At 51.5% G+C, this 17,397-nt stretch carries 15 protein-coding genes; 8 read left to right on the top strand and 7 right to left on the bottom strand.

Annotated elements, in window-relative coordinates:
• Positions 1 to 64: 64 nt before the first annotated feature.
• From VPK24_RS10885 to VPK24_RS10895, 3 genes are all read left to right on the top strand, one after another.
• Positions 65 to 2,017, top strand: a complete 1,953-nt coding sequence (locus VPK24_RS10885; protein ID WP_393013086.1) for a DUF6930 domain-containing protein — start codon at positions 65 to 67, stop codon at positions 2,015 to 2,017.
• 133 nt (positions 2,018 to 2,150) lie between these two features.
• On the top strand, positions 2,151 to 3,602 hold the full coding sequence (gene zds, locus VPK24_RS10890; RefSeq protein ID WP_393013089.1) for a 9,9'-di-cis-zeta-carotene desaturase: 1,452 nt from the start codon (positions 2,151 to 2,153) through the stop codon (positions 3,600 to 3,602).
• A gap of 275 nt (positions 3,603 to 3,877) precedes the next feature.
• Positions 3,878 to 4,450, top strand: coding sequence for a Uma2 family endonuclease (locus VPK24_RS10895; protein ID WP_393013091.1), 573 nt, complete (start codon positions 3,878 to 3,880; stop codon positions 4,448 to 4,450).
• Positions 4,451 to 4,637: 187 nt separating this feature from the next.
• Here the strand turns inward: VPK24_RS10895 and VPK24_RS10900 are convergent, their stop codons facing one another.
• Positions 4,638 to 5,174 (bottom strand): tetratricopeptide repeat protein, encoded by a 537-nt coding sequence (locus VPK24_RS10900; protein ID WP_393013094.1) that lies wholly within the window; start codon positions 5,172 to 5,174, stop codon positions 4,638 to 4,640.
• A 423-nt stretch (positions 5,175 to 5,597) separates the two neighbouring features.
• Entirely contained in the window at positions 5,598 to 5,798 is a 201-nt protein-coding gene (locus VPK24_RS10905) for a DUF2811 domain-containing protein (RefSeq protein WP_099532685.1), read from the bottom strand.
• Positions 5,799 to 6,227: 429 nt separating this feature from the next.
• On the opposite strand from VPK24_RS10905, the gene trpB reads away from it, so the two are divergent.
• The 4 genes from trpB to VPK24_RS10925 all read left to right on the top strand — a co-directional run bounded on the left by trpB (position 6,228) and on the right by VPK24_RS10925 (position 10,785).
• The gene (gene trpB / locus VPK24_RS10910) at positions 6,228 to 7,463 is read left to right on the top strand and encodes a tryptophan synthase subunit beta (protein ID WP_190353450.1); all 1,236 of its coding nucleotides are present in this window, start codon (positions 6,228 to 6,230) and stop codon (positions 7,461 to 7,463) included.
• 213 nt (positions 7,464 to 7,676) lie between these two features.
• The gene (locus VPK24_RS10915; protein ID WP_393013098.1) at positions 7,677 to 8,357 is read left to right on the top strand and encodes a sulfotransferase family protein; all 681 of its coding nucleotides are present in this window, start codon (positions 7,677 to 7,679) and stop codon (positions 8,355 to 8,357) included.
• A 70-nt stretch (positions 8,358 to 8,427) separates the two neighbouring features.
• Positions 8,428 to 9,924 (top strand): 4-alpha-glucanotransferase, encoded by a 1,497-nt coding sequence (gene malQ, locus VPK24_RS10920; protein ID WP_393013101.1) that lies wholly within the window; start codon positions 8,428 to 8,430, stop codon positions 9,922 to 9,924.
• 189 nt (positions 9,925 to 10,113) lie between these two features.
• Positions 10,114 to 10,785 carry a hypothetical protein gene (locus VPK24_RS10925; protein ID WP_199309216.1) on the top strand — a complete coding sequence of 224 codons (672 nt, stop codon included), beginning with the start codon at positions 10,114 to 10,116 and terminating at the stop codon, positions 10,783 to 10,785.
• Between the two features lie 607 nt (positions 10,786 to 11,392).
• Here the strand turns inward: VPK24_RS10925 and VPK24_RS10930 are convergent.
• Positions 11,393 to 11,521, bottom strand: coding sequence for a hypothetical protein (locus VPK24_RS10930; protein WP_393013104.1), 129 nt, complete (start codon positions 11,519 to 11,521; stop codon positions 11,393 to 11,395).
• 328 nt (positions 11,522 to 11,849) lie between these two features.
• On the opposite strand from VPK24_RS10930, the gene VPK24_RS10935 reads away from it, so the two are divergent.
• On the top strand, positions 11,850 to 14,018 hold the full coding sequence (locus VPK24_RS10935; RefSeq protein ID WP_393013107.1) for a Calx-beta domain-containing protein: 2,169 nt from the start codon (positions 11,850 to 11,852) through the stop codon (positions 14,016 to 14,018).
• A gap of 114 nt (positions 14,019 to 14,132) precedes the next feature.
• Here VPK24_RS10935 and VPK24_RS10940 read toward each other — a convergent pair whose 3' ends face one another.
• The 4 genes from VPK24_RS10940 to VPK24_RS10955 all read right to left on the bottom strand — a co-directional run bounded on the left by VPK24_RS10940 (position 14,133) and on the right by VPK24_RS10955 (position 17,242).
• Entirely contained in the window at positions 14,133 to 14,447 is a 315-nt protein-coding gene (locus VPK24_RS10940; RefSeq protein WP_393013110.1) for a sunset domain-containing protein, read from the bottom strand.
• A 105-nt stretch (positions 14,448 to 14,552) separates the two neighbouring features.
• On the bottom strand, positions 14,553 to 14,690 hold the full coding sequence (locus VPK24_RS10945) for a DUF29 family protein (RefSeq protein ID WP_393013113.1): 138 nt from the start codon (positions 14,688 to 14,690) through the stop codon (positions 14,553 to 14,555).
• A 21-nt stretch (positions 14,691 to 14,711) separates the two neighbouring features.
• Positions 14,712 to 15,695, bottom strand: a complete 984-nt coding sequence (locus VPK24_RS10950; RefSeq protein ID WP_393013116.1) for a hypothetical protein — start codon at positions 15,693 to 15,695, stop codon at positions 14,712 to 14,714.
• Between the two features lie 50 nt (positions 15,696 to 15,745).
• The gene (locus VPK24_RS10955) at positions 15,746 to 17,242 is read right to left on the bottom strand and encodes an AAA family ATPase (RefSeq protein WP_393013118.1); all 1,497 of its coding nucleotides are present in this window, start codon (positions 17,240 to 17,242) and stop codon (positions 15,746 to 15,748) included.
• Positions 17,243 to 17,397: the final 155 nt, after the last annotated feature.

The raw sequence follows: 17,397 nt of genomic DNA on the forward strand, positions 1-17,397 counted from the left end.
CAGAACGTGAAAATGGGGTGCGCACTGCTCTTTCCAATGCGCTGTGTTGTTGGGGATCTGGGATATGCAAAGTTTGCCAAAGGCGACGATCGAACGGTTAACACAACTTCCGTTGTTGCGAACCACTTGGCAGGGAGACCTGAGACCGGTTCACAGCCGTGCCCTCAATACCCGCGCAAACCAGGATGCCCAAAGGCTCTGTGTGTTGTGGATGGATGTTAGTCAACCCTCGTTGCGTTCTTTGGAGCCGGTGGCAGAGGAAGCGGGGTTTGGGGCGGTGGTGCGGGTTTTGCTACAGGCCATTGAACAACCCCGAGGACAACAGCCGCCGGGACGGCCCCAGCGGTTGGTGGTTTGCAACCGAGAATTGCAATTTTTCCTGCGAGGCGCGCTGCAAGGGTTAGACATCAAGGTGGAATACGGCGCGAAGCTGCCTCTGATTGATGATGTGGTGCAATCGCTGGAAGCCTATAACCCAGAATTGGAAGTGCGAGATATTTGGGATTCGCCCCACGCCAAACGGCTGATTCAAGCAATTCGGGCCACCTGGCGATCGGCCCCTTGGATGTTGTTGGCTGAATATGAAGTGGTGGAAATTAAATTTGAGCTGGATGAGCCACACCAGTTCTATCTATCCACTTTGGGTATGGAGGGGTTGGAGCTGGGACTGTTGCTCTATCGATCGCTGGAATCGTTGGAGAAATTTCGCAAAGATATCATTAGCAGTCCCCATCGATCGGAACCGCACAAAATGGAAGAAATCTTTCTGAATCAAGATTGTTTCTTCCTCACCTTCAATGATTTAGAAGACGAAGAAGCACCATCCTCCAAAAGCCCTATTCTCAGCGAATCTGCTTGGCCAGAATTGGGCAGCATTCACCCCCTTGAAGGAATGCGAGATCATCTATCAGATGATGAATTGATGGTGATGGTCGTAATCTTAGAAGCGCTCAACCAGTTCATCAAGCGTAATAACAAAATTCTTTACGATGCTGATGATTTCCCAAGCCTAAAAAACCAATTTCGGATTTTGGACCCTTTAGCGAATCCCAATCCTGGCCAGAAGCGCAAACAGGATAACATCACTGTCACGATTCAAACGCGCCCTGATGTGACCCTGCGCTTGCTGGAATCTGTTGCGGATCCCGAATCCTTGGCGGCTCATTTGCTGATGCCCGATTTTGTGGATGACTTGGATGAGGATGAAGAGGGCATGGCCGCTCTGGAGCAAATCCAAAAATTGTTGTCGCTCGCATCGGGACGGGATGTTCCTCTGGGATTGGGCAACCCTAACTTGAATCCTGGCTATGTTCCCAGGGCGCTGAAATCGGCATCGTCTCAACAATTGTCATCGGGTTCACGCCACTATTCTCAGGAAATTGAGATGGATTGGTTGCCGGAGGGAACGTTGGTCAATTTGGAAACCAATTTGCCTCGGGTGACCTATGACATGATCCCGGATACTTTTCGATCGCCCTTGGTGGACTATCCCTTCACGCCAAATAGTTTGACGGGTGGCGGTTCGGTGCAGGAAGGCCAGCAGAAAAAAGCTGGTTCTGGGAAGGCTGCTGGAAAGACTGCTGCTCAGTCGTCGAAGCGATCGCCCCAGAGTTTCCCGCTACTGGCTTTGCAAACCTCCCAGCCCAAAGCCAAGGCGTTGATTGATGAAGTGCTGAGTCAAGATCGCCCGATCGCGATGGGGTTGATGTCGAGTCATGATCAGTTTGATCAGGCTTACGATTTGTTGGTGCTTTACACGGCGCAAGGTCGTTTGCTGGGGGTGAATGTTTATTGGCAAGATGACCCGATCGATCGCGCATTGATTGCAGACTGGCGCAAGCGGATCAAAGCGGCGGGAAATCGTTGCTCGGTGGCGGTGTTCAAGGGAGCCACGGGCAAGAATCGCGGCATGGTTGATCCGTTGGATCTGATGCGGTTGTGGGATATCCATGCGTTGAGCATGGAAGATCTGATGCGATCGGCAGTGCAGGCCCAAATCGCAAGAGAGCAGGCCTAGGGGCGACGGAAGCGGGCAACTGCGATGTTACAATCCGTTAATATTTTGGGCGATCGAGCTGGGTTAACCGTTCCAGGAACCCGCCGCCCGATCGTCCTTACTCACCCGATGCACAGAAGGATTTGAGGCAGCCATGCGAGTCGCGATCGTGGGAGCCGGATTAGCCGGATTAGCCACCGCCGTGGATCTAGTCGATGCGGGCCATGAAGTGGAAATCTTTGAGGCCCGCAACTTTGTTGGCGGCAAGGTTGGCAGTTGGGTTGATGCAGACGGTAACCATGTGGAGATGGGCTTGCACGTCTTCTTTGGCTGCTATGAAAACCTGTTCGGCCTGATGAAAAAGGTGGGAGCCTTTGAAAATCTGTTGCTGAAGGAGCATACCCACACTTTCGTGAATCGGGGTGGCAATTTGGGCGAGCTGGATTTTCGCTTCCCGATCGGGGCCCCTTTCAACGGTCTGAAGGCTTTTTTCACCACTTCGCAACTGTCGGTTGCCGACAAGCTGGCTAACTCGATCGCCCTGGGAACCAGCCCGATCGTCCGGGGATTGGTGGACTTCAATGGCGCAATGAAAACGATCCGTGAGCTGGATCGGGTCAGCTTTGCCGACTGGTTCCGCAGCCACGGCGGATCCGACGGCAGCTTGAAGCGGATGTGGAACCCGATCGCCTATGCCCTCGGCTTCATCGACACCGAAAACATTTCGGCCCGCTGTATGCTCACCATCTTCCAATTCTTCGCTGCCAAAACAGAAGCTTCGGTGTTGCGGATGCTGGCCGGCTCGCCCGATGAATATCTGCACAAGCCGATCGTGAAATACATCACCGATCGGGGCGGCAAAATTCACCTGCGTCGCCGCATTCGGGAAGTGCAATATACCGAAAGCAGCAACGGCGAAATCCGCGTCACGGGCCTTGACGTGGCCGACGGGGAAGCCACCGAGCGCATCACGGCCGATGCCTACGTGGCCGCCTGCGACATCCCCGGCATTCAGCGCCTGTTGCCGGAATCCTGGCGCAAAATTCCCGAATTCGACAACATCTACAAGCTGGAAGCCGTGCCCGTGGCCACGGTGCAGTTGCGGTTTGATGGCTGGGTCACGGAAATGCAAAATCCCGAAGCCATGAAGGATCTGAGCAAAGCACGGGGCTTGGATAACTTGCTCTATTCGGCCGATGCGGATTTTTCCTGTTTTGCGGACTTGGCCCTCACCAGCCCCAAAGACTACTACCGCGAGGGCCAAGGCTCCCTGCTGCAATTGGTGTTGACTCCTGGCGACCCGTTCATCAAAAAGTCCAACGAGGAAACGGTGCAGCATGTCCTCAAGCAAGTCCATGACCTGTTCCCCTCGTCGCGCAGCCTGAATCTGGTGTGGTCGGGGGTGGTGAAGCTGGCTCAGTCGTTGTACCGCGAAGGGCCGGGCATGGATCCCTACCGCCCCAATCAAAAGACCTCGATCGAGAACTTCTTCTTGGCCGGCAGCTACACCATGCAGGACTACATCGACAGCATGGAGGGCGCAACCCTCTCGGGCAAACAAGCCGCGAAGGCGCTGTTAAGCACCAAAATCCCGATCGCGGCCTAGCCATCGGCTGCCCATGATGGGGTTGATGAGTTCATCCTTGGGCAACCGGGGGTAACCGGGCGATCGGGTCATGCCTTCAAGTGCTGATCGCAGCAATGTGTGGGGTGGTTAATGGCCACCCTCCGGGTTTAACAGTATTGATCGTGCGGATCATTCAGACCAGTTCAGACCAGTTCAGACCAGTTCTGAACCCACTTTTCTGCATCTCAAAATTCTGGTGTCAAAATAAATCAATTGGTTATAAATCAATTGGTTGCAAGCACGGTGATGTTCACATGCTAGAAACCCTGACCGCCCCGATCTCCCTGGCAGACTTTTTGGAGTTGCCGGAAACCCAACCAGCGAGTGAATATATCGACGGGCAAATTCTGCAAAAACCCATGCCCAAAGGAAAACATAGCATCATCCAAGCTGAACTGGCTGCCGCCATTAATGCCGTAATTCGTTCCCGCCGCCGGGGGCTGGCATTTACCGAATTGCGTTGCACCTTTGATGGGCGCTCGATCGTGCCGGATATTGCTGTCTTTTCTTGGGAACGGATTCCCAAAGATGAATCGGGTGAAATTGCCGATCGATTTCTGCTGGCTCCCGATTGGGTGGTGGAGATTCTGTCTCCTGATCAAAGCCATGCCCAACTGTTTAAAAAACTACGCCATTGTTTTCAGCACGGGACGATCGCTGGTTGGATTATTGATCCTGCAAACAAAGCCGTCATGATCTATCGGCCGGGTCAAGAGGCACTGTTGTTTGATCTAGAAGAAATGCCCGATCGCCCCTTGCCCATTCCAGAATTTGTCGGAGAGCTAACCCTCACCTCAGAAGTTTTGTTTAGTTGGCTGGCACTCTGAAACTGCAAAGAATTCAAATTCTTCAAATTCTTAATTCAAATTCTTCAAATTCTTCAAATTCTTATCTAGCCTTTACCTAGAACAATTGGTACGCCCTATCGCAAATTCCACGGAGCCATTATTAGGTGAGCAATGCCCACCCTAAGGGCTAAGGTTTTCCATTGATTAACTCACCATTAATTAACCATCAATTCACCAGTTTTTGTTGGGCTTGCCGTTGCTTTTTGCGTTCCACCATGGCCGATAAATGCCGTCGCAACAGAGCGCTACCTTGCAAATTCTGATTTTCTAAATATAAATCTCCCGCCTTCACCAACCGAGGAACTGCTTCATTATCATTGAGCAAATTCGCCAAGGCCAGACCCCAGTTATGGTAAGCCTCTGGCCAGTTGGGTGCTAATTCCAGGGCCGTTGCAAATCGCTCACCGGCTGTCCGATAGTCCCCTTGCATAAACAGCGTTTGCCCTTGATTGAAAGCCGCGATCGCCTTAGGGATTCGATCGCCGTTCTCTGTTGGCAAGGGAACCGCCTCCGTGAACAAAATCGATCGGCTACCCTGGCCGCGATAGGCCCAAATCATAATTCCTAAAGAGCCACCCAACACCGCACCAATTACGCCAAACCAAAGGGCAAAGTCTCCCCACTCCAAGCCCAGGCAATCGAGCAATTGGGAGTCAACCACCGCCGTGAGTGCTGTCATCACTGCTGTCATCACTGCTGTCATTACCCCGATTATGATCGTTGATGGATGAATCTGCTGGATTTGACGAATGGATCTGATTCGTCGGTTGAATAGACCAATTTCTAACCAGTTTAAAACCAATCAGAAACTAATAGAGCCAAGGGATAACTCAATCCTCCCTTGGCTCTGCAATATTTAGTGCTAAGTTTCAAGTGCTAGGTTTCAACAGCGTTTTTCACGGCTTAGGGTTAATCAACGGTTGCAACTTAGCATTTTGACTGAAGCACTTTGACTGAAGCACTTTGGCTAAAGCACCCTGACTCAGTACCTCAATTCAACGTCTTGAGTTTGAGTTTCTTGAGTTTCATCTCTGGAGCTTCAACTTTTCAATTGAAGGCTGATTGCGATGGTTGATGCTGTTGCCTTCCCGATCGCCCTAGCGCAGGCCAAGCCGAGCCAAAACCCCTAAGCTGGTTGGCGAAACAGCGTTGATAGATAAACCCGCGACACCCGCCGATCGCTCTCCCCGTTTTGCAACAGAAAAAGCGACAACGCCGCTGCAAACACCCGGTTCAAATCCCAGTCGGGATGCACTTCCAAATAATCCTTAAGGGCTTCGTGGAGTTCTTCAGGAATTTCCGCCACGATGCTAACTGTGCCACTCATCGGCAAAACCCCAGCCACATTGGTAAGCGGCAACATTGTGCGCCAGGCTCCCGGCGATGTCAATGCTGCGAAATATTGCGATCCAGCTCAAAAACTCAGAATTTTTTCTGGATAGCATATATTTTTATTCATTTAATTTACATAAATTCATAAAAAATTGCCTTTTATGAGAAAGTGGGCGATCGCCCAAAACAATCCCCAACTGAACGACAAACCGTATCGTTGGCGACATAGCCTGTGGAAAACTCCGTCATTTCTGTGGAAAACTTGGGGGTCTTCTGTGGAAAACCTGTGGAAAACTTTCCCCCAAGATAAGAATTTCCCCTTTGCAAAATGATTTGCATCCTCAGAAATCCTGACCGGGGGCCTCGGATCGTCAGCCCAGCGCCCAATGCGATAATGGAGGTGTTGAATTCAGCCCAGCTAGTCGTGACCGTAACCCCGCTCCGTTCCGCCACCTTCAATGCCCAAGTGCCCGATGCCCTCGGCCGGTTTGGCCAGTTCGGCGGCAAATACGTTCCCGAAACCCTGATGCCCGCCCTGGCTGAGTTGGAGCGGGCCTACGAGCACTATCGGCACGACCCAGACTTTCAAGCGGAACTGCAAGGGTTGCTTCAGGACTATGTGGGTCGCCCTAGCCCGCTCTACTTTGCCGAGCGACTGACGCAACACTACGCCCGGCCCGACGGCAGCGGCCCGCAAATTTACCTGAAGCGCGAAGACCTGAACCACACGGGCGCACACAAAATCAACAACGCGATCGCCCAAGCCCTCCTGGCCAAGCGGATGGGCAAACAGCGGATCATCGCCGAAACCGGAGCCGGTCAGCATGGCGTGGCCACGGCCACCGTTTGCGCCCGCTTTGGCCTCGATTGTGTGATTTACATGGGCATCCATGACATGGAGCGCCAGGCCCTGAACGTGTTCCGCATGAAGCTGATGGGTGCAGAAGTGCGACCCGTGGAAGCGGGAACCGGCACGCTGAAGGATGCCACCTCGGAAGCGATTCGCGACTGGGTGACCAACGTGGAAACCACCCACTACATCCTGGGTTCCGTGGCTGGCCCCCACCCTTACCCGATGATGGTGCGCGACTTCCACGCCATCATTGGTCAGGAAACCCGCCAACAGTGCCAAGCCAAGTGGGGCGGACTGCCAGATATTTTGCTGGCCTGCGTCGGCGGTGGCTCCAATGCTATGGGGCTATTCCATGAGTTTGTGACGGAGCCAACGGTGCGGATGATTGGTGTGGAAGCGGCCGGCGAGGGAGCCGAAACCGAAAAGCACGCGGCTACCTTGACTAAAGGCCGGGTGGGCGTGTTGCATGGGGCCATGAGCTATTTGCTGCAAGATGGTGACGGCCAGGTCATTGAGGCCCACTCAATCAGCGCTGGGTTGGACTATCCCGGCGTTGGCCCGGAACACGCTTACTTGAAGGATGCGGGACGTGCGGAATACTACAGCGTGACGGATCAGGAGGCGTTGGATGCATTCCAACGGGTGTCGCGTCTGGAGGGAATTATTCCGGCACTGGAAACGGCCCACGCCTTTGCCCATCTGGAAAAACTTTGCCCGACCTTGGAAGGTAGCCCCAAAATTGTGATTAATTGTTCGGGCCGAGGCGATAAAGATGTGCAAACGGTGGCTAAGGTGTTGATGCCTTAGGCCTGGTTGGCACTCCCGATCGCTGGGGACGGGAATGGCTGATTTTCTGAGCCACATCCGTAGGGGCGTACAGCGGTACGCCCCTACCCGGATGCCTTCTACTCCCGAAGTTTTGGCCCGAGGTTTTGCTCCGAGATTTTGCAAAGGGCGACGGCCAAATCAGGGGAGCATCGCCACCGCCAAAACCGCACGAGGGCGAGAGTTGCAACAACTATGAAAATTTTGGGCGCGGGCCTCAGCAAAACGGGCACTTCTTCACTTCATGCGGCTTTGCAGATTCTGGGGTTGTATGGGCTGCATTTCGATCGCGATCGCCTGAACGAGATCCTCAGCGGCAAGGTCACCCAACCCAATTTCCGCTGCTATGACGATGTGGATGTGGTGACGGATTTACCCAGCGCCTATTTTTATCGGGAGTTGGCGGCCGCCTATCCCGACAGCAAAATCATCCTGACCGTGCGCGATGTGGATGCCTGGTGGCGCAGTGTGGAATTTCATATTAATCATCGCTTCCCCGTGTCACCCAGCTTGGGGATTCGGGCCCAGCTTGCCCAGCGTTGGCAGCTCGATCGCTGGTTGAGCCAAGGGCCTTGGCCGACGGATTGGCAAGCGGGCTGGCAAAACTTTTGGCAAGAAAGCGCATCGCAACAGTTTCGCCGCGACCTGCGCAATTGTGTTTATGGCTCGGCGATCGCCACCGAATTTCTTTATAAGAAGAAGTATCTGGAGCATAACGATCGGGTGATGGCAGAAATTCCGCCCGATCGACTGCTGGTGATGAATATTCCCGCCGGGGATGGTTGGGAAAAACTCTGCCCTTTTTTGGGTGTGCCAATTCCCGATCAACCCTTTCCCCACGCCTACAAAACCGAGCACCAAGCCTACAAACGCTGATCAACAAAAAGCAAGACTGACCCTGTGTTAGAGTCATTCCGACCCGATCCGGATGGTTTAAACAATTCCCATGGCCAGACTCAGCGGAATCTTGCTGCACCCCACTTCGCTCCCCAGTCGCTACGGAGTGGGTGATCTGGGTGACCAGGCCATTGCCTTTTGTGACTGGTTGCAAGCGGGGGCCCAGCGGGTGTGGCAAATGTTGCCCTTGGGGCCGGTGGGTGCTGGCAATTCGCCCTATATGAGTTTTTCTGCGATCGCCGGGGAGCCGTTGCTGATCAGCCCCGATCGCCTGGTGGAAGCTGGCTGGCTGCCTGCCGCCGCCCTCGAACAAGTGCCCGATTTCAATCCCCATCGGGTGGACTTTGCGGCGGTGCGGGCCTACAAAGAGCGCCTGTTTGTCCAAGCCTGGGCTGGGTTCCAAGTTCATGCCACCGCAGAACAACGCACCGCCTTTGAGGAATTTTGCGCCGAGCAGGCCACCTGGCTCGAGGATTTTGCCCTGTTCATGACCCTGAAGGCGGAATTTGGCCAAATTGTTTGGAACCGTTGGGATGTGGGATTTGCCCAGCGAGATCCGGCCGTGTTGGCCGCCGCCCGCCAAACCCTGGCCGAGCCGATCGCCCTGCAACGGTTTTTACAATTTGTCTTCTTTGAACAGTGGCAACAGCTCAAGACCGCTGCCAACGAACGGGGCGTGCAATTGGTGGGCGATGTGCCCATCTATGTTTCCTTCGACAGTGCCGACGTTTGGGCTAATCGCGAGTTGTTTGCTCTGGATCCAGATACCCTGGATCCGGCTCAAATGGCTGGCGTACCCCCGGACTATTTCAGTGCCACGGGGCAACTGTGGGGGAACCCGGTTTATGACTGGGAAACCAACGCCCAAACGGGCTATCACTGGTGGATTAACCGATTCCGCCATTTGTTCACCATGGTGGATTGGGTGCGAATTGACCACTTTCGAGGGTTCGAGTCCTTTTGGGCCGTGCCCCAAGGGGAAGAAACCGCCATCAATGGCGACTGGGTTCCGGGGCCGGGCGCTGCATTTTTTGAAGCGGTGCAGGGGGCCTTGGGCAAGTTGCCGGTGATTGCGGAAGATTTGGGAATTATTACGCCCGAGGTGGAAGCCCTGCGCGATCGCTTCCAATTTCCCGGCATGAAGATTCTGCAATTTGCCTTTGACTCCGGTAGCGGTAACCCCTATTTGCCCCACAATTACCGCAGTCCCAACTATGTGGTTTATACGGGAACCCACGATAATGACACCACGGTGGGTTGGTTTAATGGCCGATCGCCCGAGGAGCAACAGCGCGTAATCCGCTACGCTGGCTATGCGGGCCCCGATGGCATTCAGTGGGATCTCACCCGGATGGCCATGGCCTCGGTGGCCGACTGGGCGATCGTTCCGTTGCAAGACTGCTTGGGCTTTGGCAGCGATTGCCGCATGAATGTGCCCGGCCAGGCCGATAGTAATTGGGAGTGGCGCTGTTTAGAGGGATCCTTTGCCCCTTGGATGGCCGATCGACTCCGGGAGTTGGTGGATTTGTATGGCCGCTGGGGCTAGGGGCAACCTTGCCACGATCGAGCGCCTGATAGTCGTCATCATCAGCCAGGCCACAAAACCGGCCTGAGGACACAAAGGATCAGATTTTGGAGAATAACCCCCACCCGATCGACTCGGGTGTATGAAATCAGGCGATCGCCCCGCATGAGCAGAAACTTTGCCAATCGCCGTCTTGATCTGGCGCGAATCATGCCCGAATCATTCCTTGAAGAATTCGGCCAGAAGGACGCGGGCACAAGACGGTTTTTGCTCAATGCACTCACCCTATTTGCCGCCATTTCCCCCGAGCAACAACACCAAGCCATCAACGATCTGATTCAGTTTGAAATCATCATTTTGTCCGATCGCTCGCGGGAATTTTTGCGACGACGGGTGCAAGGCTTGCTGAAGCGATTCTACTTGCAAAAAAATCTGGGTGAAAACGATATTCGTGAATATTACTATCGTTATTACATCCTTACGGGTACGATTCCGGAGCGCCTAACGCCCGATTATTTAAACTTTTTGATGAAGTTCATCGTGGGTATTGAACTCATTATCATGATTTTCTGCATGAGCTTCATGGAGCAGCAGCGCTTCTTTGAACTGCAAGGAAAATATTCCACCCAAGCCCTGTTGTTTTATCACTACATTCGCCCCATCCGCGACAAGTTAGTTCGAGAACGGGTGGTGACACGGGATCCATCCGGCAATCACTACTATCGGCGGCCCAGCCTCGATCATTCCGAGGTGATGGATTTTGTCTTTGATGTGTTCGATCTCGATCGAATCGTTGCCTTGGGCGAATATGCCGAAAAACTAGCCTTTGAGCGGGACTACATCCACAGCGGCCCCGATGAGCTGGAGTCGGACGGATCCTGAGCACCATCCCCCTGGCGATCGATGGCTGGCCTATGGCGTAACCGTTGCCCAAACCTTCCCAAATTGCCCTAATCATCCTGCATCACCCTAATTGTCCTGAGGAACCGGGCCAGCCCTTGGGAACCTGGTGATACTGGTTACGTCCTTAATTGAGGAGCCATCGAAAAATAGCCCATGACCACGATTTACTGAAAAGAATCAAGCTCCTGGGTTCTAATTCCAGTCATCATCAAAACCTGCTTTTAAAAGAAACCTCATCACTGAGTTTTGTTTTCAGTAATTCTTAAAATCAAGAAACTGACTGAATTAATTAGATAAAACTTCTAAACTTCAACCACCAGAAAACTATTAATAGAAAACCCTAGCCTCAAGTGTCATTCCCCAGGCATGGGCAGGAGGCTTGGGGGGATTGCGGTTGATGATCCCTAATCGAAGGGCGGGATTGATCGGCCATCGATCGCCCACGAATCTCCTCAGCCCTTCAGGATCAATCCGCTTGGGATGCCTTCCTTGTGGATCGATCGCTCCTTAGGCCCCAACCCCACGCCATTGCTATCCCCAAACAACCCGAGCCGATCGCCCCGATGGGATTGGGCGGATTGAGCGATCACTCCACCGGAGCGTTGGCCAAGATGCGATCGCCATCCAGCCGATCCTGAAAATCCGGTTCCCAACAGTCGCTCCCCAGACGAACCAGACAGGGCGATCGTTCCCGATTATTTTCCAGAAAAATCAAGAATTGCGGGAACTTTTTGAAAACTTTTCAGAACATTTTGTTCCCGCAAAATTCCCCAAAAAAATTTCCCCACTTCCGGATTCTTCGATCGCTTCCCGAAGGAATAGGCAGCGAACCACAGTTCACCAACCCGCACAGGGAACGCAACAGCAATTCACTTGCACCTCGATAGCGGTTCCGGTTCCACCGGCCCCTAAGCACCCAAGAATGCAGGACTTGCACCAGCGTTTGGGACTCGAACTCGTGACCGCAATGGTTGCGGCTGTTCGTCCGCGCCGCTTCAACTCAACAGCTCACCTTTTGCAACTCAAGTCCACTGGAGGAGTCAATGGCTGTTATTAACGGAACCAACTTTCCCGATGTCATCCCCATTACTGAAACCCAAGCCGCCCTCGACAGCCTGGCCGGGAATGATGTGATCAGCGGTTTGGATAGCAACGACATCATCCGGGGCTATAACGGAGACGATCGCATCCTGGGCGGCAACGACAACGATCGCCTGTTTGGCAACCAAGGCGTAGATACCCTGGAAGGGGAATCCGGCGACGATGAATTGCTCGGCGGTGCTGGCAATGACCTGTTGTTGGGCGGACTCGGCAATGACCTGATGTTCGGCAACATGGACAGCGACCAACTGTATGGCGGCAGCGGCGGTGACGAGCTGTATGGCGGCAAAGGCAACGACCTGCTGTTTGGCGAAGACGGCGACGATGTGTTGTCCGGCGACCTGGGCGCAGACACCATGCGCGGCGGTCAAGGCAACGATACCTTTGTGATCGGTCGCCGCAGCGACAGCTTCTCGGCCCAGACCGGTCAAATTTCCACCGGCGGTTCCACCATCCTGGAAGCCGACGTGATTGAAGACTTCAACCAATTTGGCCAAGACCAAATTCGGCTGATTGGCGGAGTCACCATGTCTGACCTGGAAATCTTTGATGGTTCCGGTCAAACCGCTGGCAGCGCCATCATTCGCGACAAAGGCAACAACCAAATTTTGGCGGTGGTGAAAGGGGTCAGCGCCAACCAACTGATGAACACCCCCGGCACGTTCAGTTCCGATGGTGTGCAGCCTGGATCTGTGCCGCCCCAAGGCGCACTGCAATTCTCGGTGGCCAACCTGACCGGCACGGAAGGTTCCCAAGTGGAAGTGACCGTGACGCGGGATGTGAACCAATCGGCGGGCGCGGTTTCTGTGGATGTGGGTGTGTTGGGCGGCACGGCAACGGCCAACGCAGACTACAAAACCTTCAACCAAACCCTGAACTTTGCGCCGGGTCAAATTAGCCAAACCTTCAAGGTGGATCTGATTGACGATGCGCCTTTGGCCGACAGCGGCGAAACGATTCGGATGTTGCTGTCTCGTCCCACGGGCGGCGCAATCTTGGGCAAGCAGGATTCGGCAATCTTGACGATCGTGGACAAGGGCGCAACGGGTGGCGGCGGAACCACTGGCTCTTCCACTTTCCAATTCAGCGGCGCAACCTACACGGCGACGGAAGGCACGGCCACGGTACAAGCGGCCATCAACATCACCCGCACGGGCGACACCTCCCAAGCTGGCTCCGTCACCTTCTCGACCGGTACAGGCGGCACGGCGACGGCTGGCTCGGACTACACGGCGGTTGCGAACCAAGTGGTGAGCTTCGCGGCGGGTGAAACGACCAAAACAGTGAACGTGCCGGTTCTGTCGGATGCGATTACGCCAGAGGCCGATGAGACAGTTAACCTGACTCTGACGGCTCCCACTGGCGGTACGTTGGGCACTCAGGCCACTTCGGTGTTGACGATCAAGGATGTGTCAACTTCGACCACAACCACGCCGCCTGGTAGCTCGGCAGTTGGTAGCACACTACAGTTCAACAACGATCCGAATGCGATCACGGCTGATCAAGGTCTGCTCTCCACCTTCCCCGGCGGGATTAACGGTGGTGGTGGAGACGATCAGTTCACTTACTCAAACACAGCTCCAGCAATCCTTCGCGGTGAAGGCGGTAACGATACCTTTGCGCCTGGAGCAGTTGCGCCGACGGCTCCGATTTCGATCGATGGCGGTGAAGGTAACGATGCGATCACGGGTAGCCCGATCGCAGGCGATAAGTTGCTGGGCGGTGCGGGTGATGACGTGATTACGGCGGGTGCTGGTGGTGGCACGATTGTCGGTGGCCCAGGTCTCGATCGAATGACGGGCGCGGCGGGTGTTGATGTGTTTGCGTTCCAAGCTAGTGACTTGACGACCAGCGCGCTGACAGCGGATCAGATCACGACTTTCACCACTGGCGCTGACAAAATTGGTCTTGGCCCTGGCTTGACCAGCGTGGTGATTACGCCGGAAGTGGTGAATGTGGCAGGCGTGGCTGCAACATCAGATTTGGCGCTGACCTACACCGACGCAAGTGGTGTGAAGAAGTATCTGGCAGTATTGGTAGATACGGCGGCTGCGGGTTTTGTGGCAGCAACCGATGTGACCAACGTTGCGGCCAGCACGTTCACAATCTAGAACTGCACGGATTAGAGCAGGACAAGAAATTCTGTCCTGTGAAGACTGCCAAAAATTTCACTTCTGAACTCGATGGGGGGCTGGGTCGATCGACCTGGCCCCTTTCCTTGGTGGTTAGCGTGGGGCCTTTGTCCAGCCGGCCGCGATCGCCTCCGCCTCCGAACAGAACCAGCGTTCCCCTCGCGATAGGTCGATCACGGTGCGCTCATAGTCCCGCATTCCTGGCAGGTGATATAGCCGTCGCCCGGTGTTTTGGCCGTCCGTGGTTTGGGAGATGTTGCCTTTGATCGGGCATTTGGGATCGGGCGGGGTGGTGGAACGGCTGCTGGGGGTTGATTGGGTGTTGGGTCGCTGTTGGGCCTGGGCCGGTGCGATCGCCGTGGAGCCGATAACCAGGGCGATCGCACCGCATAAAAGCTGATGAAGCATGGAGATCACCAAGCAACTACTGGACTCTATCTAAACACAGAGTCTCAGCTCAATTTGTAATTTGAACAAAGACCTCACAAAATCTTCTTGTTTAAAATTCAGCAATCAGAATTTGGGTGGTTGAATATTGCGCCGTTGCACCCGAATGCTTGCCAACCAACCGCGACTAAATTTGTTGTTTTGGTATTGCCACTTCAACCAATGCCCAATCAAAATTGCCAGTCGATCGCGCAACTCCAACAAATTAGCGCGATCGTCATGACATTAACTTCTAGACTGTTCGGCAATAAATTTCAAAATTTCCATAATATGAAAATCCCTCAAAGATTCATGATTTCGTGAAAAATATTCTGCGATATTAAGAGTCAACTGATCACGAATTACTTTTGCATCCAAGGGGTAATCATCACCATCTGTAATTTGATTCCAAGCCAAGTCTTTGACTTTCGTGATCACAAGGACAGCTTTGATTAAAAGCGATCGCCCTTCCTCAGAGTCCAAAGAATATTGATTAGTGCAAGCCTCAAATCGCTGTTCTAGGATTACTTGCAGCTTTCTTGGATCTAGATCTATCAACTCTTCTGGCGATAAATACCTTTGAATCCGCTGTTTGACAATATCAAAATTCTCTTTGATTCTTGGATCATCGCCAATACTGTTGATTAACGTCTGATAGATGATCTTGAGGTTGAATGGTTGACCAAAGTGCTGCAACTTCGGAAATCTTTCTAGAAATCCACTAAAAAACTCTCCTTCTAGCTCTGGCAAAATAAAATAGGCTTCTTTGTGAATGAGTCCTGTTGTGTATATCCTGTGATTTTTCAGTCTTAACTTTCCAGAATCGCAGCAGTATATATCATTATAAATTTCCTCTATACTGGAAAAGTGGTAGTCGCTTATTTTCTTTACTTCAAGGTCTAAATCAACGATCGCAAATAGTCTTTCGGTATCTATATAGCTATTGACTGGATCATCTTGACAGATTTTGGTAATACGATGAAAAGCGTCAATCACATTGGATCGATCGCCACAGTTAATAAACTGCACCTTACTCCGAAGATCAACAGGCAAGCACTTTTTATAAAATTTGCTATCTTCAAATCTTTCCTTCGCATACGTTCCTGGGCTTTGCCTAAGTTGACGATGTGTCGCATTGGAATCTGAGGGTGGCTCAGGCTCAACTGTGCCTTCACATAGGACAATCATTTTATTTTGCAGCTTTTTCAGGTTGCAAATAGACTTTGCCAAGTTCAGAATCTGAATACTATTCAAGCCCATAATTCTTTAAACAAAAATATTCATTCAAGCGGCTGGTCATTTTTTCTCTCTGAGATTAGCCGAGGCTCAATTTCATTCACATGGGCGGGTGTAACTGCACTGCACAAATCATAGGAATGAGTCGCCAGAATGAATTGGTTATTATTCGACCATTTCAATAATTCATGAATAATTTCATATTGCCAATCAGGATGGAAACCAATTTCCACTTCATCCATCAGCACGATTGCATCTTTGATTTCCATATATTTCAACCAAAGATAAATACCGAACTTCTTTAGCTCACCATGACTTAGATCTTCAGGTAATAATGTTTGATCAGAGCCTTTTTTCTTGAACGTGATGGACTGAAATTCGTCTTCAATTGATACAGTTTTATCTGTAAAAAACTGATTTACCTCTTCTTTTAGCCTCATCAGAGAATTACCATAGCTATCAGATGCTAAGCCAATCTTTGTATCTTCCTTAATACAGCGTTGGAAAACCTCTGCCAATGTTTTGACTGGAGAAAATTCGTAAGTATACCAGTTTCCAATTGCCTGCTTAGTGCGATCTACAATGTCCACGTAAGATAGAAGACCTTCATTGCTGCCCAAAAGCTGCATACGAACTTTTTCTTCCAAAAAAAGAAAAACTTGTGTCAAAGGACAGGCTAGATAAATCTGTCTGGCGATTAGTTCAAAAATAAATTGATCAGATGATGTCTGAGCAAATAAAAGATGATGATCGGATAAAATTGTTATGTAATAATAGCCATTATTTTCTAACTGCTCTCGAACTGTAGAAATTTCAGATTCCTTTTGATTTAATAATTTCAGAACATTATAGAGACTAGATTCAATCTCTGCTAGATTTTCTAGAAGATCATTAAGTCTCTCGATCGTGAGCTTGATATCTTTTGCCCGTAAAATCAGCACTGAAAACTTTTCAATCTCATCTTCTGACAAATAATTTACGAGTCTCGATTGAGAGTCGTAAATCAAGAAAATTAAATCATTAATAAATTTCTCAATTTCTCGATTTTGAGAAGTTTTTATTTCGTTACCAACATTCGATCTTAGAGATTGTATGATTCTTCTTAGTTCTATATTTTTTGCACTGATCATATCTAGATTATTCTTGACTACACTCTCTGAACCGAATTCTTGAGAAACTTCATTTTTATATTGTTCATATTGGTAGAAGCTTTCGAGGTTGTAATTAGCCAATTCACGATTAACAGCCAGGAACTGAAGATCAATATCTTCTCGTTGATAATGGATTAAGAAGCGGATAATTTCACTTACATCTGAGTTGAAGTTACTCAAATTAACTTTAAGAATATTTTGAATGTAGTGATGTTTCTGCGGGTCGGCGGCGCAACGAAGGAGAATAAAAATAAGTTGTAGTAGGGTGCTTTTGCCGCCACCATTTAAGCTGCCGACTGGAAAAACAGAAGGCGACAGAGACTGATTGAACTCAAGCACTACGTCTTGCAGTCCACGAAAATTTTTAACATGAACTTTTTTGAGAAACATAGTTTTGAGTCGGTTATGTAGATCAGTAAAAATAGACTGGCGTTGCGAGCTGCTGGAGAGCTACCCATCGAGGCTAGCACAAAACTCCAGACAGCAAAAAGGCAGAAGAGATCAGCGCCTCTCCTGCCATGTGGGAAAGACGATCGCCCCGGAGC

The organism is Limnothrix redekei LRLZ20PSL1, from assembly GCF_043235035.1.
In the GTDB taxonomy this organism is placed as follows: Bacteria; Cyanobacteriota; Cyanobacteriia; order CACIAM-69d; family CACIAM-69d; genus CACIAM-69d.